The sequence below is a fragment of the Massilia paldalensis genome (assembly GCF_044901715.1).
In the GTDB taxonomy this organism is placed as follows: Bacteria; Pseudomonadota; Gammaproteobacteria; order Burkholderiales; family Burkholderiaceae_D; genus Telluria; species Telluria paldalensis.
The window spans coordinates 617,809-642,578 of record NZ_JBJCIU010000003.1; the positions used below are offsets into that span (position 1 = coordinate 617,809).

The 24,770-nt window shown below is 63.7% G+C and carries 19 protein-coding genes and 4 tRNA genes; 20 read left to right on the plus strand and 3 right to left on the minus strand.

What is annotated here, in order from left to right:
• Window positions 1-25 precede the first annotated feature (25 nt).
• From ttcA to ACI1V7_RS17505, 3 genes are read right to left on the minus strand one after another with little or no spacing between them, the layout of a single operon-like run.
• The gene (gene ttcA / locus ACI1V7_RS17495) at window positions 26-955 is read right to left on the minus strand and encodes a tRNA 2-thiocytidine(32) synthetase TtcA (RefSeq protein ID WP_404533432.1); all 930 of its coding nucleotides are present in this window, start codon (window positions 953-955) and stop codon (window positions 26-28) included.
• Window positions 956-966: 11 nt separating this feature from the next.
• Complete coding sequence (locus tag ACI1V7_RS17500; RefSeq protein WP_404533074.1) at window positions 967-1,365, minus strand: dihydroneopterin aldolase; 399 nt, start codon at window positions 1,363-1,365, stop codon at window positions 967-969.
• Window positions 1,366-1,386: 21 nt separating this feature from the next.
• Complete coding sequence (locus ACI1V7_RS17505; protein ID WP_404533075.1) at window positions 1,387-2,229, minus strand: SDR family oxidoreductase; 843 nt, start codon at window positions 2,227-2,229, stop codon at window positions 1,387-1,389.
• A gap of 65 nt (window positions 2,230-2,294) precedes the next feature.
• On the opposite strand from ACI1V7_RS17505, the gene ACI1V7_RS17510 reads away from it, so the two are divergent.
• The 20 genes from ACI1V7_RS17510 to ACI1V7_RS17605 all read left to right on the plus strand — a co-directional run bounded on the left by ACI1V7_RS17510 (window position 2,295) and on the right by ACI1V7_RS17605 (window position 24,758).
• Complete coding sequence (locus ACI1V7_RS17510; protein ID WP_404533076.1) at window positions 2,295-3,461, plus strand: class I SAM-dependent methyltransferase; 1,167 nt, start codon at window positions 2,295-2,297, stop codon at window positions 3,459-3,461.
• 208 nt (window positions 3,462-3,669) lie between these two features.
• Window positions 3,670-4,623, plus strand: coding sequence for a J domain-containing protein (locus ACI1V7_RS17515; protein WP_404533077.1), 954 nt, complete (start codon window positions 3,670-3,672; stop codon window positions 4,621-4,623).
• A gap of 148 nt (window positions 4,624-4,771) precedes the next feature.
• Window positions 4,772-6,430 carry a response regulator gene (locus ACI1V7_RS17520; RefSeq protein WP_404533078.1) on the plus strand — a complete coding sequence of 553 codons (1,659 nt, stop codon included), beginning with the start codon at window positions 4,772-4,774 and terminating at the stop codon, window positions 6,428-6,430.
• 9 nt (window positions 6,431-6,439) lie between these two features.
• Window positions 6,440-8,020: an HDOD domain-containing protein gene (locus tag ACI1V7_RS17525; RefSeq protein WP_404533079.1), complete on the plus strand. Its 1,581-nt coding sequence runs from the start codon at window positions 6,440-6,442 to the stop codon at window positions 8,018-8,020.
• 269 nt (window positions 8,021-8,289) lie between these two features.
• Window positions 8,290-8,374 (plus strand) — tRNA-Tyr (locus ACI1V7_RS17530).
• 55 nt (window positions 8,375-8,429) lie between these two features.
• Window positions 8,430-8,503, plus strand: a tRNA-Gly gene (locus ACI1V7_RS17535).
• A gap of 37 nt (window positions 8,504-8,540) precedes the next feature.
• Window positions 8,541-8,615 (plus strand) — tRNA-Thr (locus ACI1V7_RS17540).
• Between the two features lie 83 nt (window positions 8,616-8,698).
• On the plus strand, window positions 8,699-9,889 hold the full coding sequence (gene tuf, locus ACI1V7_RS17545; protein ID WP_404533080.1) for an elongation factor Tu: 1,191 nt from the start codon (window positions 8,699-8,701) through the stop codon (window positions 9,887-9,889).
• Between the two features lie 120 nt (window positions 9,890-10,009).
• Window positions 10,010-10,085, plus strand: a tRNA-Trp gene (locus ACI1V7_RS17550).
• 39 nt (window positions 10,086-10,124) lie between these two features.
• Window positions 10,125-10,514 carry a preprotein translocase subunit SecE gene (secE, locus tag ACI1V7_RS17555; RefSeq protein ID WP_404533081.1) on the plus strand — a complete coding sequence of 130 codons (390 nt, stop codon included), beginning with the start codon at window positions 10,125-10,127 and terminating at the stop codon, window positions 10,512-10,514.
• Window positions 10,514-11,128 (plus strand): transcription termination/antitermination protein NusG, encoded by a 615-nt coding sequence (gene nusG / locus ACI1V7_RS17560; protein WP_404533082.1) that lies wholly within the window; start codon window positions 10,514-10,516, stop codon window positions 11,126-11,128. Before secE ends, nusG begins: the two co-directional genes overlap by 1 nt.
• A gap of 111 nt (window positions 11,129-11,239) precedes the next feature.
• On the plus strand, window positions 11,240-11,671 hold the full coding sequence (gene rplK, locus ACI1V7_RS17565) for a 50S ribosomal protein L11 (protein WP_290415125.1): 432 nt from the start codon (window positions 11,240-11,242) through the stop codon (window positions 11,669-11,671).
• Window positions 11,671-12,366 carry a 50S ribosomal protein L1 gene (gene rplA, locus ACI1V7_RS17570; protein WP_290415126.1) on the plus strand — a complete coding sequence of 232 codons (696 nt, stop codon included), beginning with the start codon at window positions 11,671-11,673 and terminating at the stop codon, window positions 12,364-12,366. The genes rplK and rplA overlap by 1 nt, the downstream gene beginning before the upstream one ends.
• A 288-nt stretch (window positions 12,367-12,654) precedes the next feature.
• On the plus strand, window positions 12,655-13,179 hold the full coding sequence (gene rplJ / locus ACI1V7_RS17575; protein WP_404533083.1) for a 50S ribosomal protein L10: 525 nt from the start codon (window positions 12,655-12,657) through the stop codon (window positions 13,177-13,179).
• A 53-nt stretch (window positions 13,180-13,232) separates the two neighbouring features.
• Window positions 13,233-13,613 carry a 50S ribosomal protein L7/L12 gene (gene rplL / locus ACI1V7_RS17580; RefSeq protein WP_314547798.1) on the plus strand — a complete coding sequence of 127 codons (381 nt, stop codon included), beginning with the start codon at window positions 13,233-13,235 and terminating at the stop codon, window positions 13,611-13,613.
• Window positions 13,614-13,892: 279 nt separating this feature from the next.
• The gene (rpoB, locus tag ACI1V7_RS17585) at window positions 13,893-18,002 is read left to right on the plus strand and encodes a DNA-directed RNA polymerase subunit beta (protein WP_404533084.1); all 4,110 of its coding nucleotides are present in this window, start codon (window positions 13,893-13,895) and stop codon (window positions 18,000-18,002) included.
• A gap of 223 nt (window positions 18,003-18,225) precedes the next feature.
• Window positions 18,226-22,470 (plus strand): DNA-directed RNA polymerase subunit beta', encoded by a 4,245-nt coding sequence (rpoC, locus tag ACI1V7_RS17590; protein ID WP_404533085.1) that lies wholly within the window; start codon window positions 18,226-18,228, stop codon window positions 22,468-22,470.
• Window positions 22,471-22,644: 174 nt separating this feature from the next.
• A complete protein-coding gene (locus tag ACI1V7_RS17595) occupies window positions 22,645-22,956 on the plus strand; it encodes an ArsR/SmtB family transcription factor (protein WP_404533086.1) in 312 nt (103 codons plus the stop codon).
• A gap of 17 nt (window positions 22,957-22,973) precedes the next feature.
• On the plus strand, window positions 22,974-23,462 hold the full coding sequence (locus tag ACI1V7_RS17600; RefSeq protein ID WP_404533087.1) for an arsenate reductase ArsC: 489 nt from the start codon (window positions 22,974-22,976) through the stop codon (window positions 23,460-23,462).
• A gap of 15 nt (window positions 23,463-23,477) precedes the next feature.
• On the plus strand, window positions 23,478-24,758 hold the full coding sequence (locus ACI1V7_RS17605) for an arsenic transporter (RefSeq protein WP_404533088.1): 1,281 nt from the start codon (window positions 23,478-23,480) through the stop codon (window positions 24,756-24,758).
• Window positions 24,759-24,770 lie beyond the last annotated feature (12 nt).

Genomic DNA, 24,770 nt, shown 5'->3' on the forward strand with positions numbered 1-24,770 from the left:
GACGTGGTTCGTGCCGTCGGCTCGATTACAAGGGCTGCAGCGGAATCGTCCCCGGCACGCTCGCCGGCGTCGAGCACGGCTCCTCGTCGAACGCGATATCCCCATCCGGATTCGCGATGCCATCCGTCTTGAGATCGGCAAAGCCGAACAGGTCGCGGTCCATCAGGTGCGAGGGCACGACGGTGGACAGGGCCGAGAAGGTGTTCTCGACGCGGCCCGGGTATTTCTTTTCCCAGTCGCGCAGCATCGCCTTGATCTGCTTGCGCTGCAGGTTTTCCTGCGAGCCGCACAGGTCGCAGGGGATGATCGGAAAGCCCTTCACTTGCGCATAGCGCTCCGTGTCCGCTTCCTTCACGTAGGCCAGCGGGCGGATCACCATGTGCTTGCCGTCGTCGGAGACCAGCTTGGCTGGCATGCCCTTGATCTTCGCGCCGAAGAACATGTTCAGGAAGAAGGTTTCCAGGATGTCGTCGCGGTGGTGGCCCAGGGCGATCTTGTTGCAGCCCAGTTCGTCGGCCACGCGGTACAGGATGCCGCGCCGCAGGCGCGAGCACAGCGAGCAGGTGGTTTTACCCTCCGGGATCAGGCGCTTGACGATGCTGTAGGTGTCCTGGTTCTCGATGTGGTACGGGACGCCCAGCTTGTCCAGGTAGGCCGGCAGCACGTCGGCCGGGAAGTTCGGCTGCTTCTGGTCCAGGTTGACGGCGACCAGCTCGAAATTGATCGGCGCACGCTCGCGCAGCGTCATCAGGATGTCGAGCAGGGCATAGCTGTCCTTGCCGCCGGACAGGCAGACCATGACCTTGTCGCCGTCCTCGATCATGTTGAAATCGCCGATCGCCTGGCCGACCAGGCGGCACAGGCGCTTGTGCAGCTTGTTGTTCTCGTACGATTGTTTTTCAGTCTGCTTATCGGTCACGGCAACATCTTCGTCGAGCGCGCCCGGGCGCGCCATCGTCACTTCATTCATGCTTCATCCTTGATCTGGAATACTTCGACACCGACGCCTTCGCAGTCGGGGTACACGTCCGGTTTCATCGTCGACACGCTGGCGGCGCGCACGCGCGGGTGCGCCAGCATCGCCTTGACCATGTCGTCGCACAGCGTTTCCTGCAGGTGGATATGGCCTTGCGCCAGGCGCTTGGCGATCGTCTCGCGCATGAAGTCGTAGTCGACCACTTCGTCCAGCTCGTCGTTGCGCGGCGTCGACAGGGCCAGCGGGACATACAGCTCGACGTTGATCAGGACGCGCTGCTCGCCCTTCTTCTCGAAGTCGTGCACGCCGATATTGATCATGACTTCGTAATTGCGCAGGAACAGGCGACGGCAATCGCGCAGCTGCGGGTGGGACAGGGCGGACAACATAGGAAACCTTGGTAGTAATGGTTAGTGATCGGTCAGGAACATCACGTCGCGGCCCAGCGGCACCAGGTGCTGGCCGCCGTCGACCAGCAGCGTGGTGCCGGTCAGCGCGCGCGCCCGTGCCGCGTACAGCACGGCGTCGACGATGTCCTGCGGCATCGACGAGCGGCCCAGCGGCGTCGCCGTATGGGCCTCTTCGAAGCCGGCCTGGCTCTGGTCGCCGGACACCAGCGTGATGCCGGGCGCGACGCCGATCACGCGCAGCTTCGGCGCCAGCGCCTGGGCCAGCATCGTGGTCGCCGTGTGCAGCGCCGCCTTGGACAACGTATAGGACAAAAAATCCGGGTTGAGATTGTACAGTTTCTGGTCCAGCAGGTTGATGACGGCCGCCTGTCCGCCATCCGGTACCAGGCGGTGCAGTTCCTGCGCCAGCAGCAGGGGCGCCGCCACATTGCACTGCATGTGGGTCGCCAGCAGGGCCGGCGAAAAAGCGTCCGGCTTGTCGTATTCGAACAACGAGGCGTTGTTGACGATGCAATCCAGGCGGCCCAGCAGGTGCAGTACCTGGCCGGGCAGGGCGCGCACCGCGGCCTCGTCGGCCAGGTCCGCGTGCAGCGCCACGGCGCGCCGGCCCATGGCGCGGATCGCGTGCACGGCCTCTTCCGCTTCCGCGGCGGAGTGGCGGTAGTGGACGGCGATGTCCCAGCCTTGTTCCGCCATGCCGAGCGCGATCGCCCGCCCGATGCGGCGGCCGGCGCCCGTGACCAGGGCGACGCCTGCCGGCGCCGCGGTCGATGGGGGGGAAGCGTTCGCTCCGTCTTCGTTCGCGCCTTCGTTCGCGCGTTCGTTCGAATTCGTTGTCAGCATGCTGGTATGGAGGGGCCGGGAGGCCGCCGTTGTTGGTCCGTGGCGATGTTCGCTACAATGACCGGATGTCACTTCCTTTGCCGAACAGCGACGCGCTGGCCGCGTCCCAAGCCCTGCAGCGTCTCATCGCTGCCGAGATCGCCGAACAAGGCGGCGCGATCCCGTTCTCGCGTTTCATGGAACTGGCGCTGTATGCGCCCGACCTGGGTTACTACAGCGGCGGCGCCGCCAAGCTGGGGCAGGACGGCGATTTCACCACCGCGCCCGAGATCAGCAGCCTGTTCGGCGCCACGCTGGCGCGCGCGGCCGCCGCTATTATGGCGCAAAGTGGCCCCAACATCATCGAATTCGGCGCCGGCACCGGCCGCCTGGCGCGCGACGTGCTGGCCACGCTGGCGCAACTGGGCGTGCAGGTCGACAGCTACACGATCATCGAACTGTCCGGGGAACTGCGCGCGCGCCAGCAGGAAGCGCTGAAGGATTTCCCCCAGGTGCGCTGGCTCAACGGCTTTCCCGAGGGCTTCCGCGGCGCCGTGCTGGCCAACGAAGTGCTCGATGCGATGCCCGTCGAGCTGGTCGTCAAGGAAGGCGGGCAGTGGCGGCGCCAGCTCGTCACGGTCGAGGACGGCCGCTTCGCCTTCGTGCAGGGGGAGCCGGACGCCGCGCTGCGGGAACAGATCCGCGCCCAGATCCCCGATGCCGATACGCTGCAGGACGGCTACCTGACCGAGGTCCACCCCGTCGCCGCCGGCTTCATGCGCTCGCTGGCGCAGATGTTCAAGGGCGGCGAGGGCGGCAAGGGCGGCAAGGGCGCCGCCATCCTGCTCGACTACGGTTTCCCGAACCGCGAATACTATTTCGACGAGCGCACCGGCGGCACGCTGATGTGCCACTACCGCCACCACGCCCACCCCGATCCCTTCTTCCTGCCCGGCCTGCAGGACATCACGGCCCACATCGACTTCACGGCGATGGCGCTGGCGGCCCAGGATGCGGGGCTGGACGTGCTCGGCTACATGAACCAGGCCGCCTTCCTGCTGGCCTGCGGCATCGGCGAGCTGCTGCTGGAGACGGATCCGGAAGACGCACTGCGCTACCTGCCGCAGTCGAAGGCGGTGCAGAAACTCGTGTCGCCGGCCGAAATGGGCGAGCTGTTCAAGGTACTGGTCGTGGGCCATGGCATCGAGGCCGACCCGGCAATCGTGCGCGCCGATCGCAGCTACCGGTTGTAGAATTTTTGACATCTTGCGCTACGGATACAAACCCGGCTATGCTGTGCTGCCGCAGGCCTGCACGGTGCATGGCTCTGCCGTCCGGGGGTAATGCGCTAATATTGAGCAGCTAATATTGAGCGGCTAAGATCAAGCAAGTAATAATCCAGCCCGCGCCCCCATTTGGCGGGCGTTCGTGCGTGGCGCTTCGTTACAAAGACTCCGACCCATGGCCAAGATCCATACCCACTATGACAACCTGAAGGTGTCGCGCCATGCGCCCCAGGAAGTCATTCGCGCGGCCTACAAGGCATTGAGTCAGAAATACCACCCGGACAAGAACCCGGGTGACGAGCGCGCCGCGCGCGTCATGGCCATCGTCAATACCGCCTACAACATCCTGTCCGATCCCGTGCGCCGCAAGGAGCACGACGAATGGATCGCGTCCGAGGAATGGGAAGTCGAGTGGCTCGAGGGCGGCGAGGAAGGACGCGACAAGGCGCGCGGCGATGCCCACTGGGAACCGCGCCAGGTGCCGGCCCCTTCCCGCCTGCGTTTCCTGCGCGAGCCGCGCTGGTGGGGCGGCATGCTGGCCTTCTTCGCGGCGGGCGCGGCGCTGGCAGTGGTGCTCGTCGATCCGCCCAGGTCGCTGCCGAGCGCGCTGGCCTGGGCCAAGCCGCAGTCCCACGCGCATGCGAATTCTCCCACCGATCCGCTCGGCAGCGATGCCAGCGGCGACGGCTGGGCCCGTCCGGCGGGCCAGAGCGACACGCCGCCCGAGGTCAAGGCCCTGGCCGTGACCCAGCTGGTGGTGCCGGCACGCGCGCCCGATTGCGACACGGACCTGCAGAGCCAGGTATCGCCGACGGGCGAGCCGTGGCCGGCCCAGTCCGGCTACGTCGACGGTTTCCCGGTCGGTAACCAGGGCGATGAAATGCAGGTCCTGGTCGACAACAGCGAAAATCCCTCTCCCGTGCTGGTCAAGATCTACGACCTGGACCGCCGCTCCAACGTGCGCCACGCCTATGTGCTGGGACGCGCCAAGTTCCTGGTCGACAAGCTCTCGGCCGGCAAGTACGAAGTGCGCTACCAGAACATCCTGATCGGCGGCGGCCGCCCCGAATGCGTCAATGGCCGCCGCGCCCAGCTGCGCCAGGCCGCCGCGCACCAGCCCGACGCCTGAGCGTCGCCCTTGCGCGCAAATCTGTGGTTTTTCGGGTCGGCGCAAGTCGGTCGCTGGCCGTAAATTCAAGTAATTTATTCCCTTGACGTAATATACTTCCGTAAAGAAACGCCGACGGCGCTGCGCAGAACACGGGAAAACCGGGGATATGAACGAACTCGAAGGCCTCAGCGCCATGATCATCGAACCGCAGGCCGGCATGCGGGCGACGATCCACAATATGTTGACCCTGTGCGGCCTGACCAAGGTCGACCACGCGGCCAGTTCCAACCAGGCCGTCAAGCACCTGGGGCTGAAGTCTTACGACCTGATCCTGTGCGAATACGCGCTCGAAGGCGGCCAGGACGGCCAGCAATTGCTCGAGGACGTGCGCCACCACAAGCTGATGCCGCTGTCGACCATGTTCTTCATGGTCACCGCCGAGGGCGACTACGGCAAGGTCGTCAGCGCCGCCGAGCTCGGCCCCACCGACTACATCCTGAAACCGTTCACGGCCGACCGCCTGCTCGAGCGCATCGCGCGCGGCCTGGAGCGGCGCAATGCGCTGCTGCCCGTGTACACGCTGATGGAAGAGGGCAGCCAGCGCGAGGCGATCGACGCCTGCCTGCACGGCGAAGCGAAGCATCCGCGCTACCTGGTCGACTTCCTGCGCCTGCGCGCGGAACTGCACATGTTCCTGGGCGAGCCGGAGCAGGCCGAGCCCATCTACCGGCAACTGGCCGATACCCGGGCGATCGCCTGGGCGCGGCTGGGCCTGGCCAAGACGCTGTTCCTGCGCGAACGCTTCATCGAGTCGCGCGAGATGCTCGAGGAGCTCGTCGACAGCAACAAGAACTTCGTCGACGCCTACGACTGGCTGGCGCGCACCCACGAGGCGATCGGCGAGCTGGGCCGCGCGCAGGAGGTGCTGACGGAGGCCGTGGCCGTTTCCCCGCACGCCGTGCGAAGGCTGCGCAAGCTGGGCGAGACGGCGCTCGAGGCGGGCGACCACGACACCGCCGAGAAAATCCTCAAGCAGGTGGTCACCAAGGCCAAGTACTCCGAGTTCCGCGATCCGCAAGACCACGTGCGCCTGGTGCAGACGCTGATCCGCAAGGGCGATCCGGTGCAGGCCGCGTCCGTGATCCGTGACCTCGACAAGTCGATGGCCTTCCAGAAGAACACGCCGCTGTGCAGCGCCATCGCCTCCAGCATGGTGCACGAGTACACGGGCAACGAGGCGCGCCTGGGCGAGGCGCTAGGCGCCGCGCTGGCCGGCAACCGCGAGGCGCCGGAACTGCGTCCCGAACTGAAGCTGGAACTGGCGCGCGTGTGCATCGACAACGGCAGGCAGGAGGGCGCGGACGAGGTGGTGCGCGAAGTCATGCGCAATGCCCGCGACGGCGCCGCCATGGCCAGGGCGATGGCCGTGTTCGAGCAGGCCGGCCAGGGCGAGCGCGCCAGGCAGCTGGCATCGGAAAGCCGCCAGCAGGTGGTCGACCTCGTCGCCGGCGGCGCCGCGCGCGCCAAGAGCGGGGACTTCAAGGGCGCCGTGGCGCTGATGCAGGAAGCGGCGATCAAGCTGCCCGACAATCCGCAGGTGGTGTTCAATGCCGCGCTGGCCACGCTGAAATGCCTCGAAGCCGACGGCTGGGACGAGAAGCTGAACCAGCAGGCGGCCGGCTACATTGCCGGCATGCGCCGCCTCGATCCCGTCAACCCGAAGCTGCCGGCGCTGGCCGGCCTGCACCAGCAGATCCTCAAGAAATACAACAAGCACAAGGGGCCGCGCCCCGCGCCGGCGAATGGCGCGGTCCAGAGCGGGTAACATCGTCGCATGAGCGTCTCGCCTTCCACCGAATCGGCAGCCGACCCGCGCCGCGTGCGCGCCGCCCTGCTGCGCAAGGTCGCCGGCAGTCCGGAGATGGCTGCGCTGGGCGCCGCGATGGCGCGCGTGGTCGGCATGGCATCGTCGGACGACCGCGGCACCCAGGACCTGACCCGCTACGTGCTGTCCGACGCCGCGCTGACGAAGCGCATCCTGCGCCTCGTGAACACGGTCCGCTACCGGACTGCCTCCGGCATGGCCGTGACGACGATCTCGCGCGCCATCACCCTGCTCGGCTTCGACAACGTCAAGACGACGGCGCTGGCGATGCTGCTGGTCGATGGACTGGCCGCGGCGCCGGCGGACGATCCCCATGCGCGCCGCGTGCGCGTCGAACTGGAAGCGGCGCTATGCGCCAGCCTCGTCGGCGGCGAGCTGGGTCACGCCAGCAGCTGGCCGGCCGCGGAAGAGGCCGCGTTCGCCGCGCTGTTCAAGAACCTGGGGCCGCTGCTCGTGGCCGTCCACGAGAACGAACGTTATCTGGAGGTCCAGGCGCTGGCCGCCGCCGGCGAGCACACGCCGGGCCAGGCCGCGCGCATGATCCTCGGCTGCGGCTACGAGGCCTTGTCCGAAGCGGTGCTGGATGCCTGGCAGATGCCGGCGGCGATGGCGCGCGTCCAGGCGCCGCCGCCGGACGGCGTGCTGCCCGTGGCGCTGGAACGCGAGGAGTGGATGCGCCAGGTGGCCGCCTTCTCCCTGGACGTCGCGCGCCTGCTGGGCCGCACCCACGATCCGGCCGGCACGCCCGAGGCGCAGGGGCTGCTGGAGCGCTACGGCATCGCGCTGGGCCTGGATGCCGCGTGCCTGGAGGCGCTGTTCGAGACGGTGGCCTCGTCCCTGGCGGGACTGCTGCAGAGCATGGGCCTGCAGCCGGTGCCGCGCCTGGAGCGGCGAGACGGCAAGGAGCCGGAAGGCTTGCCCAACGTCCTGCTGCTGGCCACGCTCGGCGCCGGCGAAGCGGAAGAGCAGGGCGTGCACCCCAGCGGCAAGCCCCGCAACGCGGCCGAACTGCTGCTGGCCGGCGTGCAGGACGTGACCCAGATGCGCGCCTGCGGCGAGCGCAAGGCCAACGAGATCATGCTGGCCGTACTGGAAACGCTGCACCAGGCGCTGGGCTTCCGCTTTGCCGCGCTGGTATTGAAGGACGTGCGCACGGGCCAGTTCCGGGCGCGCGCCTCGTTCGGCCTGGAGGACAAGGGCATCCAGGACGGCTTCGCCTTCCCTTCCGCCGTCCCCGGCGGGGCGCGCGACATCTTCCACCTGGCGCTGGCCAACGATGCCGACCTCGTGATCACGGATGCGCACGCGCCCAGGATCCACGACCTGCTGCCGGCCTGGCACCGCATCCTGCTGCCGGATGCGGCCAGCTTCGTCGTGCTGCCCCTCGTCGTCGGCAAGGCCCAGCTCGGCATGTTCTATGCCGACCGCACGGTCGAGGCGCCGGAAGGCATTCCGCCGGACGAGACGGCATTGATCAAGGCCTTGAAAGTGCAGGTTCTCACGGCACTCGGATGCGCGCCGGGTGTCTGACGAACGCCCATGGCTGCGTTGCATCGTGTGGCCGTACTCGATTACTGTCGTCGACGCTGCGCCTTGCCCTGGGTTTTTTCAGGCGCGCGGCGCCTAAATTCCGTTACCGAGCAACTTTCGATCTTTTCCGCATAAACAACCCTTGCGGAGTTGGAATTGGATCGCTACAATCACGCCCCGAAGCAACGACACTCTGTGCGTTAGATCAGTTTGCTAACGGAAGTAGTTGACAGAAGATTGTTTGTTCTTCATACTCTGCGGTTCTTCGCGGTGGGGTGGCCGAGTGGTTAAAGGCAGCAGACTGTAAATCTGCCCTCTCTGAGTACGCTGGTTCGAATCCAGCCCCCACCACCAAATGCGTGGATCGTGAAGTTGAATCGAATGTAGTTCTGTTGTTGTTGTACCTCGTGCGGGTGTAGCTCAATGGTAGAGCTGAAGCCTTCCAAGCTTATGACGAGGGTTCGATTCCCTTCACCCGCTCCAGTTTCAATGCGGTGCAGTTCATGTATCGCAAAAATAAGCCCTTGTAGCTCAGTGGTAGAGCACTCCCTTGGTAAGGGAGAGGCCACGTGTTCAATCCACGTCAAGGGCACCAGAATTTTGTACGGCAGTCGCAGTACTCGACCGTCAGGTGTGCCTGGTACTTTTCAAATATTGTTAGGATCTTAGGAGTCTAGAATGGCTAAGGAAAAATTCGAACGGACCAAGCCGCACGTCAACGTCGGCACCATCGGTCACGTTGACCACGGCAAAACCACCCTGACGGCTGCAATCGCAACCGTTCTGTCGAAGAAGTTCGGCGGCGAAGCCAAGGCATACGACCAGATCGATGCGGCTCCGGAAGAAAAAGCACGCGGCATCACCATCAACACCGCGCACGTCGAATACGAAACCGCGAACCGTCACTACGCGCACGTCGACTGCCCGGGCCACGCCGACTACATCAAGAACATGATTACCGGTGCTGCCCAGATGGACGGCGCGATCCTGGTGTGCTCGGCCGCTGACGGCCCGATGCCGCAGACCCGCGAGCACATCCTGCTGGCGCGTCAGGTTGGCGTTCCGTACATCATCGTGTTCCTGAACAAGTGCGACCTGGTCGACGACGCAGAACTGCTGGAACTGGTCGAAATGGAAGTGCGCGAGCTCCTGTCGAAGTACGAGTTCCCGGGCGACGACCTGCCGATCATCAAGGGTTCGGCACGTATGGCCCTGGAAGGCCAAGCTGGCGAAATGGGCGAAGACTGCATCATCCGTCTGGCCGAAGCACTGGATTCGTACATCCCGACCCCGGAACGTGCCGTTGACGGCGCCTTCCTGATGCCGGTGGAAGACGTGTTCTCGATCTCGGGCCGCGGTACCGTGGTGACCGGTCGTGTCGAGCGCGGCGTCATCAAGGTCGGCGAAGAGATCGAAATCGTCGGTATCGTCGACACCGTCAAGACCACCTGCACCGGCGTGGAAATGTTCCGCAAGCTGCTGGACCAGGGTCAAGCTGGCGACAACGTCGGCCTGCTGCTGCGCGGTACCAAGCGTGAAGACGTCCAGCGTGGTCAAGTCCTGGCCAAGCCGGGCTCGATCAAGCCGCACACCAACTTCACCGGCGAAGTGTACGTCCTGTCGAAAGACGAAGGCGGCCGTCACACCCCGTTCTTCAACAACTACCGTCCGCAGTTCTACTTCCGTACGACTGACGTGACCGGCTCGATCGAGCTGCCGGCCGACAAAGAAATGGTCATGCCGGGCGACAACGTGTCGATCACCGTCAAGCTGATCGCTCCGATCGCGATGGAAGAAGGTCTGCGCTTCGCAATCCGCGAAGGTGGCCGTACCGTCGGCGCCGGCGTGGTCGCCAAGATCCTGGCCTAATCGCCTGATCAGTAGTAATTAGCAGCACACCGGGCGGAACGTTTCTGTTCCGCCCAACCCAGAGTGTTGCACGACGTATTCAAGTCGTGTATAATGCTCGATTCAACGAGAAGTTTTCGTAGGGGAGTAGCTCAATTGGCAGAGCGTCGGTCTCCAAAACCGAAGGTCGCGGGTTCGATTCCCTCCTCCCCTGCCACCGAATTCGGTGCCACAGGCACCCGAAAGTAAAATAAGTATGTCTAATCAATCCGTGCAAACCGTCAGCACCTCGAACGACAAGTTCAAGGTTGCACTGGCAGTGGTTGCTACGATTGCAGGCGTGGTCGGGTTCTTTTACCTGAAAGGCCAGAATAAACCAGCCCTCATGTGCGCAGGCGCACTCGTGGCTGGTTTGGCTATTGCCGTGCTGCTCTTGTGGACTTCGACTACCGGCCGCGACTTCCTGGGCTTCGCCAAAGAGTCGGTGCGCGAAACGAAGAAGGTTGTTTGGCCCACCCGTAAAGAAGCGACCCAGATCACCCTCGTGGTGTTCGGCTTCGTGCTGGTGATGGCGATTTTCCTGTGGGGCACGGACAAGATTCTGGAATTCCTGATGTACGACGTGATCCTGGGGTGGAAACAATAATGAGCGAAAACGTGCAGCAAGATAACGTGCCGGGCGACGTCCCGGCACAAGACGCTGGTGCACCGCTGAGCGTCCCGGTCAGCAACAAGCGCTGGTACGTCGTGCATGTCTACTCGGGCATGGAAAAGAGCGTGATGCGTGGCCTGACCGACCGCATCGAACGCGGCGGCATGCAAGAACAGTTCGGCCGCATCCTGGTGCCGACCGAAGAAGTGGTGGAAGTCAAGAACGGCAGCAAATCGGTCACCGAGCGTCGCTTCTTCCCGGGTTATGTGCTGGTCGAGATGGAAATGACCGACGAGACCTGGCACCTCGTGAAGAACACGCCGAAAGTCACCGGCTTCATCGGCGGCAAGAGCAACAAGCCGACGCCGATCCCGGCGCGCGAGATCGACAAGATCATGCAGCAGGTCCAGGAAGGCGTCGAAAAGCCGCGTCCGAAAGTCCTGTACGAAGTGGGCGAGCAAGTCCGGATCAAGGAAGGCCCGTTCACCGACTTCAACGGCAACGTCGAAGAAGTCAACTACGAAAAATCGAAGGTGCGTGTCACTGTCACCATCTTCGGCCGCGCAACTCCGGTGGAGCTGGAGTTCGGGCAGGTAGAGAAAGTCTAAAACGCCGAATCGGAGCGTCGCAGCAGCTAGGCGGAATCCGGTAAGAGGAGCCCCGCCGCAGAGTAGCAAGCGCGGGGCGCTACTACTCAACAATCGACAAGGAGCCACAACATGGCAAAGAAAATCGTCGGTTTTATCAAGCTGCAAGTGCCGGCTGGTAAAGCAAACCCGTCCCCCCCGATCGGCCCGGCCCTGGGTCAGCGCGGTCTGAACATCATGGAATTCTGCAAGGCGTTCAACGCCAAGACCCAAGGCATGGAGCCGGGTATGCCGATTCCGGTGGTGATCACCGCCTTCGCGGACAAGTCCTTCACCTTCGAGATGAAGACCCCGCCGGCAACCTACCTGATCAAGAAGTACTCGGGCGTCACCAAGGGTTCGGCCAAGCCGCATACCGACAAGGTCGGCACGCTGACCCGCGCCCAGGCTGAAGAAATCGCAAAAACCAAACAGCCGGACCTGACCGCTGCCGACCTGGACGCCGCTGTGCGCGTCATCGCCGGCTCGGCTCGTTCGATGGGCATCACGGTGGAGGGTATCTAATGGCTAAGCTGTCCAAACGCGTCAAGGAAATGAAAGCCAAAGTCGACCGCAACAAGGTCTACGCTTTCGACAACGCCGTCGCAATCGTCAAGGAATTCGCCACCGCCAAGTTCAACGAGTCGATCGACGTCGCCGTTCAGCTGGGCGTGGACCCGAAGAAGTCGGACCAGGTCGTTCGTGGTTCCGTGGTTCTGCCGGCCGGTACCGGCAAGGAAGTGCGCGTCGCCGTCTTCGCCCAGGGCGAGAAGGCCGAGCAGGCTAAAGCCGCCGGCGCCGACATCGTCGGTATGGAAGACCTGGCAGAGCGCGTCAAGGCCGGCGACATGCCGTTCGACATCGTGATCGCTTCGCCGGACACCATGCGTATCGTCGGTACCCTGGGTCAGATCCTGGGCCCGCGCGGCCTGATGCCGAACCCGAAGGTCGGCACCGTGACCCCGGACGTGGCTGGCGCCGTCAAGAACGCCAAGGCCGGTCAGGTCCAGTACCGTACCGACAAGGCAGGTATCATCCACGCCACCATCGGCCGTAAGTCGTTCTCGGACGAACAGCTGAAGAGCAACCTGGTCGCGCTGATCGACGCCCTGAACAAAGCCAAGCCGGCTTCGTCGAAGGGTATCTACCTGCGCAAGGTCGCCATCTCGTCGACCATGGGCGCTGGCGTCCGTGTCGACCACGGCACCCTGGCTGCTTAAGCGACGGTAGTATCGTCGTCCCCGCGAAGGCGGGGATCCAAGTTTTAAAGAATTAAGCCCCTGCAGAACATCGCAGGGCAGATCTTTGGGCTGGCGGGGCAACCCGCCAGGCAATCAAAGACCGTTGGGCCGAATGCAGCAGGCAGGCAGGAGGTTAAAAGACAACCCAACGCAGATGGCGAACCCGAACAAGTTTTGTAGTCGATGCTTTGTCGTACTTCTTAACTTCGGACGCCGTGTTCGAACCGGTGTGGGGAATGTTCCTCGCATCATTTAAGGAGATTGACCGTGGGTCTTAATCTGAATGACAAAAAGGTCGTCGTCGAAGAAGTTTCCGCAAAAGTAGCAACTGCGCAAACGATCGTCGTCGCCGAATACCGTGGCATCCAGGTTAGTGCTCTGACGAAACTCCGTGCAAATGCTCGTTCGCAGGGTGTGTACCTGCGTGTTCTGAAGAACACGCTGGCACGTCGCGCTGTGGAAGGCACCCAGTTCGCCTCGCTGGCAGACTCGATGGTTGGCCCGCTGATCTACTCGATCTCGGACGACGCCGTCGCAGCCGCCAAGGTTCTCGCTGACTTCTCCAAGACCAACGACAAGTTGGTGGTGAAGGGCGGTAACTACGCTGGCAAGAATCTGGATGTCGCCGGCGTTACCGCCCTGGCAAGCATCCCGAGCCGCGAAGTCCTCATCGCCCAGCTGCTGGGCGTCATGCAGGCACCGGTTTCCGGCTTTGCACGTGTTCTGGCTGCAGTTGCAGCACAAAAAGGCGAAGGTTCCGCAGCTCCGGCAGAAGCCGCAGCAGCAGAATAATTTCCCCCTTTTTGGTCAAGCATTAACCTCATACTAAATATCTGGAGTTTCAAATGGCAATTAGCAAAGAAGAGTTCCTGGACGCAGTTGGCGCAATGTCGGTCATGGAACTGAACGACCTGGTCAAGGCTTTCGAAGAGAAGTTCGGCGTGTCGGCAGCTGCAATGGCAGCACCGGCAGCTGGCGGCGCAGCCGGCGGCGGCGCAGCTGCTGCTGAAGAGCAGACCGAATTCAACGTCGTGCTGGCTGAAGTCGGCGCGAACAAGGTCGGCGTCATCAAGGCCGTCCGCGAAATCACCGGTCTGGGCCTGAAAGAAGCCAAGGACCTGGTCGACGGCGCACCGAAGACCGTCAAGGAAGCCCTGCCGAAAGCTGACGCTGAAGCCGCCAAGAAGAAGCTGGAAGAAGCTGGCGCCAAGGCCGAGCTCAAGTAATACATATGCAAAGGGCGCTGGCAACAGCGCTCCGCGCCGGAGTCAAAGCGCGCAGACCCCCGCCGGAAGGTGGGGTATGCGGCTTTGGCTCTTTTGTCGTCCCTACGGCAAACAGCATGACCTCGCTTCAGAAGCACCGCAGCACGCAATAATCGTAACACAGCAGTACCGGTTCCTTTTCACCCGACGGACAGCGACGAGCATTGAGGCCTTGCATGTGGTGGCTCAGCCACTGGCAATCCCTGAATTCTCATCCTTTCTGTCACTCACGGAGTGTCCATGCACTACTCATTTACTGAGAAGAAACGCATTCGCAAGTCGTTCGCGAAGCGCGCCAACGTTCACAACGTTCCCTATCTCCTGGCCACCCAACTGGAGTCCTACGAGAACTTCCTGCAGGCAGACGCAGGTCCTGTCGCCCGCAAGAACGAAGGCCTGCAATCGGCCTTCACCTCCATCTTCCCGATCGTGTCGCACAACGGCTTCGCGCGCCTGGAATTCCTCTCCTACGTACTGGGTGACCCCGCTTTCGACGTCAAGGAATGCCAGCAGCGTGGCCTGACCTTCGCATCGCCGCTGCGCGCCAAGGTGCGTCTGGTGATCCTGGACAAGGAATCGCCGACCAAGCCGGTCGTGAAGGAAATGAAAGAGCAGGAAGTCTACATGGGCGAACTGCCGCTCATGACCGCCAACGGCTCGTTCGTCATCAACGGTACCGAGCGCGTGATCGTCTCGCAGCTGCACCGTTCGCCGGGCGTGTTCTTCGAACACGACCGCGGCAAGACGCACTCGTCGGGCAAGCTGCTGTTCTCGGCCCGCATCATTCCTTACCGCGGCTCGTGGCTGGACTTCGAGTTCGACCCGAAGGACATCCTGTTCTTCCGCGTCGACCGCCGCCGCAAGATGCCGGTGACGATCCTGCTGAAGGCCATCGGCATGACGCCGGAACAGATCCTGGCGAACTTCTTCGTGTTCGACAACTTCAACCTGCGCTCGGAAGGCGCGGAACTGGAATTCGTGGCCGAGCGCCTGCGCGGCGAAGTCGCGCGCTTCGACATCGTCGATCCGAAGTCGGGCAAGACCCTGGTCACCAAGGACAAGCGCATCAACGCCAAGAACGTGCGTGACGTCGAGAACGCCGGCATCAAGCACATCTCGGTGCCGGAAGACTACCTGGTCGGCCGCGTGCTGGCGACCAATGTCGTGGATCCGGACACGGGCGAGATCATCGCCAACGCCAACGACGAGCTGACCGACGAGCTGCTGGGCAAGCTGCGCGATGCCAATATCGAAGGCATCCAGACCCTGTACACCAACGACCTGGACCAGGGCGCCTACATCTCGCAGACGCTGCGCACCGACGACACCGCCGACCAGACCGCCGCGCGCGTGGCGATCTACCGCATGATGCGTCCGGGCGAACCGCCGACCGAAGAGTCGGTGGAAGCGCTGTTCAACGGCCTGTTCTACATGCCGGAACGCTACGACCTGTCGGCTGTCGGCCGCATGAAGTTCAACCGCCGCATCGGCCGCGATGAACTGGTCGGCGACATGACCCTGTCGAACGACGACATCCTGGCAGTGATCAAGATCCTGGTCGAACTGCGTAACGGCCGCGGCGAAGTCGATGACATCGACCACCTGGGCAACCGTCGCGTGCGTTGCGTCGGCGAACTGGCGGAAAACCAGTTCCGCGCCGGCCTCGTGCGCGTGGAGCGCGCCGTCAAGGAACGCCTCGGCCAGGCCGAAGCGGACAACCTGATGCCGCACGACCTGATCAACAGCAAGCCGATCTCGGCCGCCATCCGCGAGTTCTTCGGTTCGTCGCAGCTGTCGCAGTTCATGGACCAGACCAACCCGCTGTCGGAAATCACGCACAAGCGTCGCGTTTCCGCACTGGGCCCGGGCGGCCTGACCCGCGAACGCGCCGGCTTCGAGGTGCGCGACGTGCACCCGACCCACTACGGCCGCGTCTGCCCGATCGAAACGCCGGAAGGCCCGAACATCGGCCTGATCAACTCGCTGGCTCTGTACGCCCGCCTGAACGAATACGGCTTCCTGGAAACCCCGTACCGCAAGGTCGACGGTTCCAAGGTCACCGACAAGATCGAATACCTGTCGGCGATCGAAGAAGGCCGTTACATCATTGCCCAGGCAAACGCGAAGATCAACGAAGAAGGTCAGCTGATCGACGAGCTGGTGTCGGCACGTGAAGCGGGCGAGACCATCCTCGTGTCGCCGGAACGCATCCAGTACATGGACGTGGCCCCGGGCCAGATCGTGTCGGTCGCAGCATCGCTGATTCCGTTCCTGGAGCACGATGACGCGAACCGTGCACTGATGGGCGCCAACATGCAGCGCCAGGCCGTGCCTTGCCTGCGTCCGGAAAAAGCCTTCGTCGGTACCGGCATCGAGCGCACCGTCGCGGTCGACTCGGGCACCACCGTGCAGGCGACCCGTGGCGGTATCGTCGACTACGTCGATGCCGGCCGTGTCGTGATCCGTGTGAACGATGACGAAGCGCAGGCTGGCGAAGTCGGCGTCGACATCTACAACCTGATCAAGTACACCCGTTCGAACCAGAACACCAACATCAACCAGCGTCCGATCGTGAAAGTGGGCGACCGCGTTGCGCGCAACGACGTCATCGCCGACGGCGCATCGACCGACCTGGGCGAACTGGCACTGGGCCAGAACATGCTGGTGGCGTTCATGCCGTGGAACGGCTTGAACTTCGAGGACTCGATCCTCATCTCGGAGAACGTGGTCAAGGACGATCGCTACACCTCGATCCACATCGAGGAACTGTCGGTCGTCGCACGCGACACCAAGCTCGGTCCTGAAGAGATCACCCGCGACATCTCCAACCTGGCGGAAAACCAGCTGGCTCGCCTGGACGAGTCGGGCATCGTCTACATCGGCGCCGAAGTGCAAGCCGGCGACGTGCTGGTCGGTAAGGTGACCCCGAAAGGCGAAACCCAGCTGACCCCGGAAGAGAAGCTGCTGCGCGCGATCTTCGGCGAAAAAGCGTCGGACGTGAAAGACACGTCGCTGCGCGTGCCGTCGGGCATGGTCGGTACCGTGATCGACGTGCAAGTGTTCACCCGTGAAGGCATCGTGCGCGACAAGCGCGCCCAGCAGATCATCGACGACGAGCTGAAGCGCTACCGCCTGGACCTGAACGACCAGCTGCGCATCGTGGAAGGCGACGCCTTCCAGCGTCTGGAGCGCCTGCTCGTCGGCAAGACCGTCAACGGCGGTCCGAAGAAGCTGAACAAGGGTGCCGTGATCGACAAGGCCTACCTGGACGACCTGGACAAGTTCCACTGGTTCGACATCCGTCCGGCCGACGACGATACCGCCAACGCCCTGGAGGCGATGAAGGAATCGATCAACGAGAAGCGCCACCAGTTCGACCTGGCCTTCGAAGAGAAACGCAAGAAGCTGACGCAAGGCGACGAGCTGCAGCCGGGCGTGCAGAAGATGGTCAAGGTCTACCTGGCCGTCAAGCGCCGCCTGCAGTCGGGCGACAAGATGGCAGGCCGCCACGGTAACAAGGGTGTGGTCTCGCGTATCGTGCCGGTCGAAGACATGCCGTTCATGGCCGACGGTACCCCGGCCGACGTCGTGCTGAACCCGCTGGGCGTGCCGTCGCGTATGAACGTCGGCCAGATCCTCGAAACCCACCTCGGTTGGGCAGCGAAGGGCCTGGGCCTGCGTCTGGGCGAAATGATCAAGGCGAAAGCCGAGACCGAGCAGCTGCGTACGTTCCTGGGCAAGATCTACAACGAAACGGGCAAGAAGGAAGACCTGGACAACTTCAGCGACCAGGAAATCGTCGAGCTGGCGAACAACCTCAAGAACGGCGTGCCGTTCGCGACCCCGGTGTTCGACGGTGCGCACGAGGAAGAAATCCGCCGCATGCTGGACCTGGCCTTCCCCGACCCGATCGCGAAGCACCTGGGCATGACCCCGTCGAAGAACCAGGTCACCATGTTCGACGGCCGTACCGGCGAAGCATTCGAGCGCAAGGTCACCGTCGGCTTCATGCACATGCTGAAGCTGCACCACCTGGTCGACGACAAGATGCACGCCCGTTCGACCGGCCCGTACTCGCTGGTGACGCAGCAGCCGCTGGGCGGTAAAGCCCAGTTCGGTGGCCAGCGCTTCGGTGAGATGGAGGTGTGGGCACTGGAAGCGTACGGCGCATCGTACGTGCTGCAGGAAATGCTGACCGTCAAGTCGGACGACGTGAATGGCCGTACCAAGGTGTACGAGAACCTGGTCAAGGGCGACCACGTGATCGATGCCGGTATGCCGGAATCGTTCAACGTGCTGGTGAAGGAAATCCGCTCGCTGGGTATCGACATCGATCTCGAGCGCAGCTAAGCAGGGCAGCATGGCCGCCGCCTTCGGGCACGGCCTGCTATCCTCGAACCGTCGCCCCGGCGCAGGCCGGGGCCAAATTTCGGTAGATTAGCCGAAAAAATTGGATCCCCGCCTGCGCGGGGATGACGCTTTCAAGGGTAGGGGTCGCGCAAGCACCGGCGAAAATCGGTGAGAAGCGGCGGTAGTAGTACTTAGTACAGAATTCAATCACCCGGAGTGATAAATGAAAGCACTGCTCGATCTATTCAAGCAAGTTCAGCAAAACGAGAGCTTCGACGCCATCAAGATTGGCCTGGCGTCGCCCGAGAAAATCCGTTCGTGGTCGTTCGGCGAAGTCAAGAAGCCGGAAACCATCAACTACCGTACGTTCAAGCCGGAACGTGACGGCCTGTTCTGCGCAAAGATCTTTGGTCCGATCAAGGACTACGAATGCCTGTGCGGCAAGTACAAGCGCCTGAAGCACCGCGGCGTCATCTGCGAGAAGTGCGGCGTCGAAGTCACGCTGGCAAAAGTGCGCCGCGAGCGCATGGGCCACATCGAGCTGGCCTCGCCGACCGCGCACATCTGGTTCCTGAAGTCGCTGCCGTCGCGCCTGGGCATGGTCCTGGACATGACGCTGCGCGATATCGAACGCGTGCTGTACTTCGAAGCATACGTCGTGACCGATCCGGGCATGACCCCGCTGAAGAAGTGCCAGATCATGTCGGAAGACGACTACGCCGCCAAGTACGAAGAGTACGGCGACGACTTCACCGCATTCATGGGCGCCGAAGGCATCCGTGAACTGCTGCGCTCGATCGACATCGACCGCGAAGCCGAAGCCCTGCGCGTCGAACTGAAAGAGTCGAAGTCCGAAGCCAAGATCAAGAAATACGCCAAGCGCCTGAAAGTGCTCGAGGCATTCCAGCGTTCGGGCATCAAGCCGGACTGGATGATCATGGAAGTGCTCCCGGTCCTGCCGCCGGAGCTGCGTCCGCTCGTCCCGCTGGACGGCGGCCGTTTTGCCACGTCCGACCTGAACGACCTGTATCGCCGCGTCATCAACCGTAACAACCGCCTGAAGCGCCTGATGGAACTGCGCGCTCCGGAGATCATCACGCGCAACGAAAAGCGCATGCTGCAGGAAGCGGTCGACTCGCTGCTGGACAACGGCCGTCGCGGCAAGGCGATGACCGGCGCCAACAAGCGTCCGCTGAAGTCGCTGGCTGAAATGATCAAGGGTAAGGGCGGTCGTTTCCGTCAGAACCTGCTGGGCAAGCGCGTCGACTACTCGGGCCGTTCGGTCATCGTGGTGGGTCCGCAGCTGAAACTGCACCAGTGCGGCCTGCCGAAGCTGATGGCCCTGGAACTGTTCAAGCCGTTCATCTTCAACAAGCTGGAACTGATGGGTCTGGCAACGACCATCAAGGCCGCCAAGAAGCTGGTCGAGCAGCAGGAACCGGTCGTCTGGGACATCCTGGAAGAAGTCATCAAAGAGCACCCGGTCATGCTGAACCGTGCGCCGACGCTGCACCGCCTGGGTATCCAGGCGTTCGAGCCGGTGCTGATCGAAGGCAAGGCGATCCAGCTGCACCCGCTGGTCTGCGCGGCGTTCAACGCCGACTTCGACGGTGACCAGATGGCAGTCCACGTCCCGCTGTCGATCGAAGCACAGATGGAAGCCCGCACCCTGATGCTGGCCTCGAACAACATCCTGTTCCCGTCGAACGGCGAACCGTCGATCGTGCCGTCCCAGGATATCGTGCTGGGTCTGTACTACGCGACCCGCGAGGCGATCAACGCCAAGGGCGAAGGCATGCTGTTCCCGGACGTGTCGGAAGTCATCCGCGCGTATGACAACAAGGAAGTCGAGCTGGCGACCCGCATCACCGTGCGTATCGTCGAGCATCCGAAGAACGACGAAGGCGGCTTCGACCGTACCCTGACCCGCTACGAGACCACCGTCGGCCGTGCGATCCTGTCCGAGATCCTGCCGAAAGGCCTGCCGTTCTCGGTGCTGAACCGCGCGCTGAAGAAGAAGGAAATCTCGAAGCTGATCAACACGTCGTTCCGCAAGTGCGGCCTGCGTGCGACCGTCGTGTTTGCCGACAAGCTGATGCAGTCGGGCTTCCGCCTGGCAACCCGCGCCGGTATCTCGATCGCCGTGGACGACATGCTGATCCCGGACGTCAAGAAGACCATGATCGCGACCGCCGAAGCGGAAGTGAAGCAGATCGAGCAGCAGTACGCCTCGGGTCTGGTCACCGCTGGCGAGCGTTACAACAAGGTCGTCGACATCTGGGGCAAGACCTCGGACGAAGTCGGCAAGGCGATGATGGACCAGCTGAAAGTCGAGCCGGTCACCAAGCGCGACGGCAGCGAAAGCACCCAGGAATCGTTCAACGCGATTTACATGATGGCCGACTCGGGCGCCCGCGGTTCCGCAGCGCAGATTCGCCAGCTGGCCGGTATGCGCGGCCTGATGGCGAAACCGGACGGCTCGATTATCGAAACGCCGATTACCGCGAACTTCCGCGAAGGCCTGAACGTGTTGCAGTACTTCATCTCGACGCACGGCGCCCGTAAGGGTCTGGCCGACACCGCGCTGAAGACGGCAAACTCGGGTTACCTGACCCGCCGCCTGGTCGACGTGACCCAGGACCTGGTGGTCATCGAGGACGATTGCGGCACCACCAACGGCACGCACATGAAGGCGATGGTCGAAGGCGGTGAAGTCATCGAGCCGCTGCGCGACCGTATCCTCGGCCGCGTCGCCGGTACCGACATCGTGAATCCGGAAACGCAGGCAACCCTGTACGAAGCCGGCACGCTGCTGGACGAAGACATGGTCGAAGAGATCGAGCGCCTGGGCATCGACGAAGTCAAGGTCCGCACCCCGCTGAACTGCGACACGCGCTACGGCCTGTGCGCCAAGTGCTACGGCCGCGACCTGGGCCGCGGCCTGCTGGTCAACTCGGGCGAAGCAGTCGGCGTCGTGGCAGCACAGTCGATCGGTGAGCCGGGTACCCAGCTGACCATGCGTACCTTCCACATCGGTGGTGCGGCATCGCGTGCAGCAGTGGCATCGTCGGTCGAAGCCAAGTCGAACGGTACGGTCCGCTTCACCGCGACCATGCGTTACGTGACCAACGGCAAGGGCGCCCAGATCGTCATTTCGCGTTCCGGCGAAGTGCTGATCACGGACGACCACGGCCGCGAGCGCGAGCGCCACAAGGTGCCGTACGGCGCGACCCTGACCGTCCATGACGGCCTGGCCGTGAAGGCAGGCACGCCGCTGGCGACCTGGGATCCGCTGACCCGTCCGATCATCACGGAATACGGTGGCACGATCAAGTTCGAGAACGTGGAAGAGGGCGTCACCGTCGCGCGTCAGGTGGATGAAGTGACCGGCCTGTCGACCCTGGTGGCAATCGATCCGAAGCGTCGTGGTTCGGGCAAGGTCAACCGTCCGCAGGTCAAGCTGCTGAACGAAGAAGGCCAGGAAGTCAAGATCGCCGGCACCGAACACGCCGTGACGATCGGTTTCCAGGTCGGCGCACTGATCATGGTCAAGGATGGCCAGCAAGTGTCGGTGGGTGAAGTGCTTGCACGTATCCCGACCGAATCGCAGAAGACCCGTGACATTACCGGTGGTCTGCCGCGCGTTGCCGAGCTGTTCGAAGCCCGTTCGCCGAAAGATGCCGGCATGCTGGCGGAAGTCACCGGTACGGTCGCATTCGGTAAAGAGACCAAGGGCAAGCAGCGCCTGGAAATCACCGACATGGACGGCAACAAGCACGAGTTCCTGATCACCAAGGACAAACAAGTGCTGGTGCACGACGGCCAGGTGGTGAACAAGGGCGAGATGATCGTGGACGGCCCGGCCGATCCGCAAGACATCCTGCGCCTGCTGGGTATCGAAGCGCTGGCCCGCTACATCGTCGACGAAGTGCAGGACGTGTACCGTCTGCAGGGTGTGAAGATCAACGACAAGCACATCGAGGTGATCGTTCGCCAGATGCTGCGTCGTGTCCAGATCACCGATGCCGGCGACACCGACTACATCGTCGGCGAGCAGGTGGAGCGTTCGGAACTGCTGGAAGAGAACGACAAGGTCAACGCCGTCGGCAAGCTGCCGGCACAGTACGAAAACGTGCTGCTGGGTATTACCAAGGCATCGCTGTCGACCGACTCGTTCATCTCGGCCGCATCGTTCCAGGAAACCACCCGCGTGCTGACCGAAGCGGCGATCATGGGCAAGCGCGACGGTCTGCGCGGCCTGAAGGAAAACGTCATCGTCGGCCGCCTGATCCCTGGCGGCACCGGCCTGGCATTCCACCGCGCCCGCAAGGAGAAGGAGCAGTGGGAGGCGGAAGAGCGCCAGGCACTGCTGCAGCAGGAGAAGGCCAATATGGCTGCCGAACTGCAGGCGATGGAAGACCAGCAGCAGGCGGCCCACGCCGAGCAGCATCCGGGCGAAGGCGAGTAATCCTCGCGTCAGCCTCAGCCGCTTGAACGGCTGATGAGAACGGCACCTTCGGGTGCCGTTTTTTTTCGCCCGTCTCCATCGTTCTCCATGCGACGCCGTGAAATCATTTCGATAATTGTGGAAATGTCGAAAAATGAGTGATACGATTCCGCCCACCGACACAGGAATCCGTCCATGCAATCACCCGACGCCGTCACCGCCCTGGCCGCGCTGGCCCACGAGTCGCGCCTCGCCGCCTTCCGCCTGCTGGTCCAGGCCGGCCCGGAAGGCCTGGCCGCCAGCCGCATCGCGGAATCGCTGGACATCGCCAATTCCTCGCTGTCCTTCCACCTGAAGGAGCTGGCGCATGCGGGCCTCGTGACCGCGCGCCAGGACGGCCGCTTCGTCATCTACGCGGCCCGCTTCGACACGATGAACGCGCTGCTCGGCTTCCTCACCGAAAACTGCTGCGGCGGCGCGCCCTGCACGCCGGCCAATTCCTGCTGAACCTCCCGAAAGCCCCCATGAACGTCCTTTTCCTTTGCACCGGCAACTCCTGCCGCTCGCTCATCAGCGAAGCCCTGTTCAACCACCTGGCGCCGGCCGGCTGGCGCGCGCTCAGCGCGGGCAGCCAGCCCACGGGCAAGCTGAACGAACGGGCGCTCGCGCTCCTGCAGCGCAAGGGCATTCCGACCGAGGGCTACTACAGCAAGTCCTGGGAGGGCCTGCCCGTCACGCCGGACATCGTCGTCACGGTCTGCGCCAGCGCCGCCGGCGAAACCTGCCCCGCCTACCTGGGCCCCGTGCTGCGCACGCACTGGGGCGTCGAGGATCCCAGCCACGTCACCGGCACGGACGACGAGATCGCGGCCGCGTTCGAGCGAGCGTACGCGATCCTGCGCGCGCGCATCGAGGCCTTCCTGGCCTTGCCGCTGGACGCATTGCAGGGCGACCGCGCCGCGTTCAAGGCCGCGCTGGACCGCATCGGCACCATTGCCACCGTCGTCGCCTGAGAAAGAAGGACGCCCGTGCCCGTTGCCTTCCTCATCTTCGTCGCGACTCTGGTCCTCGTCATCTGGCAGCCGCGCGGCCTGGGCATCGGCTGGAGCGCGGCAGCCGGCGCCATCGCGGCGCTGCTGGCAGGCGTCATCCACGTCGGCGATATCCCGGTGGTGTGGCACATCGTGTGGAACGCCACCGGCGCCTTCGTCGCCATCATCCTGATCAGCCTCGTGCTCGACCGCGCCGGCTTCTTCGAGTGGGCCGCGCTGCACGTGGCGCGCTGGGGCGGCGGGTCGGGGCGCCGGCTGTTCGTGCTCTTGGTGCTGCTCGGGGCGGCCGTCGCCGCCCTGTTCGCGAACGACGGCGCCGCGCTCATCCTCACGCCCATCGTCGTCGCCATGCTGGCGGCGCTGCGCTTTCCGCCGCGCGCCGTACTGGCCTACGTGATGGCGGCCGGCTTCATCGCCGACATGGCGAGCCTGCCGCTGGTCGTCTCGAACCTCGTCAACATCGTGTCCGCCGATTATTTCGGCATCGGCTTCGCGCGCTACGCGGCCGTGATGGTGCCGGTCGACCTGGCGGCGACGGCGGCGACGCTGTGCGCGCTGCTCTGGTACTTCGGCCGCGACATCCCCGCGCACTACGACCTCGCCCAGCTCCGGCCGCCACAGGCCGCCATCCGCGACCGCGCCACGTTCACGACCGGCTGGTGGGTACTGGCGTCCCTGCTCGTGGGTTTCTTCTGGCTCGACGACCTCGGCGTGCCGATCAGCGCGGTGGCCGCAGCCGGTGCCATCGTGCTGCTGCTCGTCGCCGCGCGCGGGCAGGCGATTCCCGTGCGCGAAGTGGTCAAGGGGGCGCCGTGGCAGGTCGTCGTCTTCTCGCTTGGGATGTACCTGGTCGTCTACGGCTTGCGCAACGCCGGCCTCACCGAATGGCTGGCGGGCGTGCTGGAGCGCTGCGCGCAGTACGGCGTGTGGGGCGCCGCCCTCGGCACGGGTTTTATCGCCGCGCTGCTGTCGTCCGTGATGAACAATATGCCGACCGTGCTGGTGGGCGCCCTGTCGATCGATGCCAGCAGGGCCACGGGCGCCGTGCGCGAAGCGATGGTGTATGCGAACGTGATCGGCTGCGACCTGGGCCCGAAGATCACGCCGATCGGCAGCCTGGCCACGCTGCTGTGGCTGCACGTCCTGGCCGGCAAGGACATCCGCATTTCGTGGGGCTACTATTTCCGCGTGGGGATCGTGCTGACGCTGCCGATCCTGTTCGTCACGCTGTGCGCGCTGGCCCTGCGCCTCTCCTGAACCAACCGCGAG

Excerpts from the sequence above, each read along its gene's own strand:
- ttcA (WP_404533432.1), bottom strand. The coding sequence starts at position 955 with ATGGCGCGCCCGGGCGCGCTCGACGAAGATGTTGCCGTGACCGATAAG.
- ACI1V7_RS17500 (WP_404533074.1), bottom strand. The coding sequence starts at position 1,365 with ATGTTGTCCGCCCTGTCCCACCCGCAGCTGCGCGATTGCCGTCGCCTG.
- ACI1V7_RS17505 (WP_404533075.1), bottom strand. The coding sequence starts at position 2,229 with ATGCTGACAACGAATTCGAACGAACGCGCGAACGAAGGCGCGAACGAA.
- ACI1V7_RS17510 (WP_404533076.1), top strand. The coding sequence starts at position 2,295 with ATGTCACTTCCTTTGCCGAACAGCGACGCGCTGGCCGCGTCCCAAGCC.
- ACI1V7_RS17515 (WP_404533077.1), top strand. The coding sequence starts at position 3,670 with ATGGCCAAGATCCATACCCACTATGACAACCTGAAGGTGTCGCGCCAT.
- ACI1V7_RS17520 (WP_404533078.1), top strand. The coding sequence starts at position 4,772 with ATGAACGAACTCGAAGGCCTCAGCGCCATGATCATCGAACCGCAGGCC.
- ACI1V7_RS17525 (WP_404533079.1), top strand. The coding sequence starts at position 6,440 with ATGAGCGTCTCGCCTTCCACCGAATCGGCAGCCGACCCGCGCCGCGTG.
- tuf (WP_404533080.1), top strand. The coding sequence starts at position 8,699 with ATGGCTAAGGAAAAATTCGAACGGACCAAGCCGCACGTCAACGTCGGC.
- secE (WP_404533081.1), top strand. The coding sequence starts at position 10,125 with ATGTCTAATCAATCCGTGCAAACCGTCAGCACCTCGAACGACAAGTTC.
- nusG (WP_404533082.1), top strand. The coding sequence starts at position 10,514 with ATGAGCGAAAACGTGCAGCAAGATAACGTGCCGGGCGACGTCCCGGCA.
- rplK (WP_290415125.1), top strand. The coding sequence starts at position 11,240 with ATGGCAAAGAAAATCGTCGGTTTTATCAAGCTGCAAGTGCCGGCTGGT.
- rplA (WP_290415126.1), top strand. The coding sequence starts at position 11,671 with ATGGCTAAGCTGTCCAAACGCGTCAAGGAAATGAAAGCCAAAGTCGAC.
- rplL (WP_314547798.1), top strand. The coding sequence starts at position 13,233 with ATGGCAATTAGCAAAGAAGAGTTCCTGGACGCAGTTGGCGCAATGTCG.
- rpoB (WP_404533084.1), top strand. The coding sequence starts at position 13,893 with ATGCACTACTCATTTACTGAGAAGAAACGCATTCGCAAGTCGTTCGCG.
- rpoC (WP_404533085.1), top strand. The coding sequence starts at position 18,226 with ATGAAAGCACTGCTCGATCTATTCAAGCAAGTTCAGCAAAACGAGAGC.
- ACI1V7_RS17595 (WP_404533086.1), top strand. The coding sequence starts at position 22,645 with ATGCAATCACCCGACGCCGTCACCGCCCTGGCCGCGCTGGCCCACGAG.
- ACI1V7_RS17600 (WP_404533087.1), top strand. The coding sequence starts at position 22,974 with ATGAACGTCCTTTTCCTTTGCACCGGCAACTCCTGCCGCTCGCTCATC.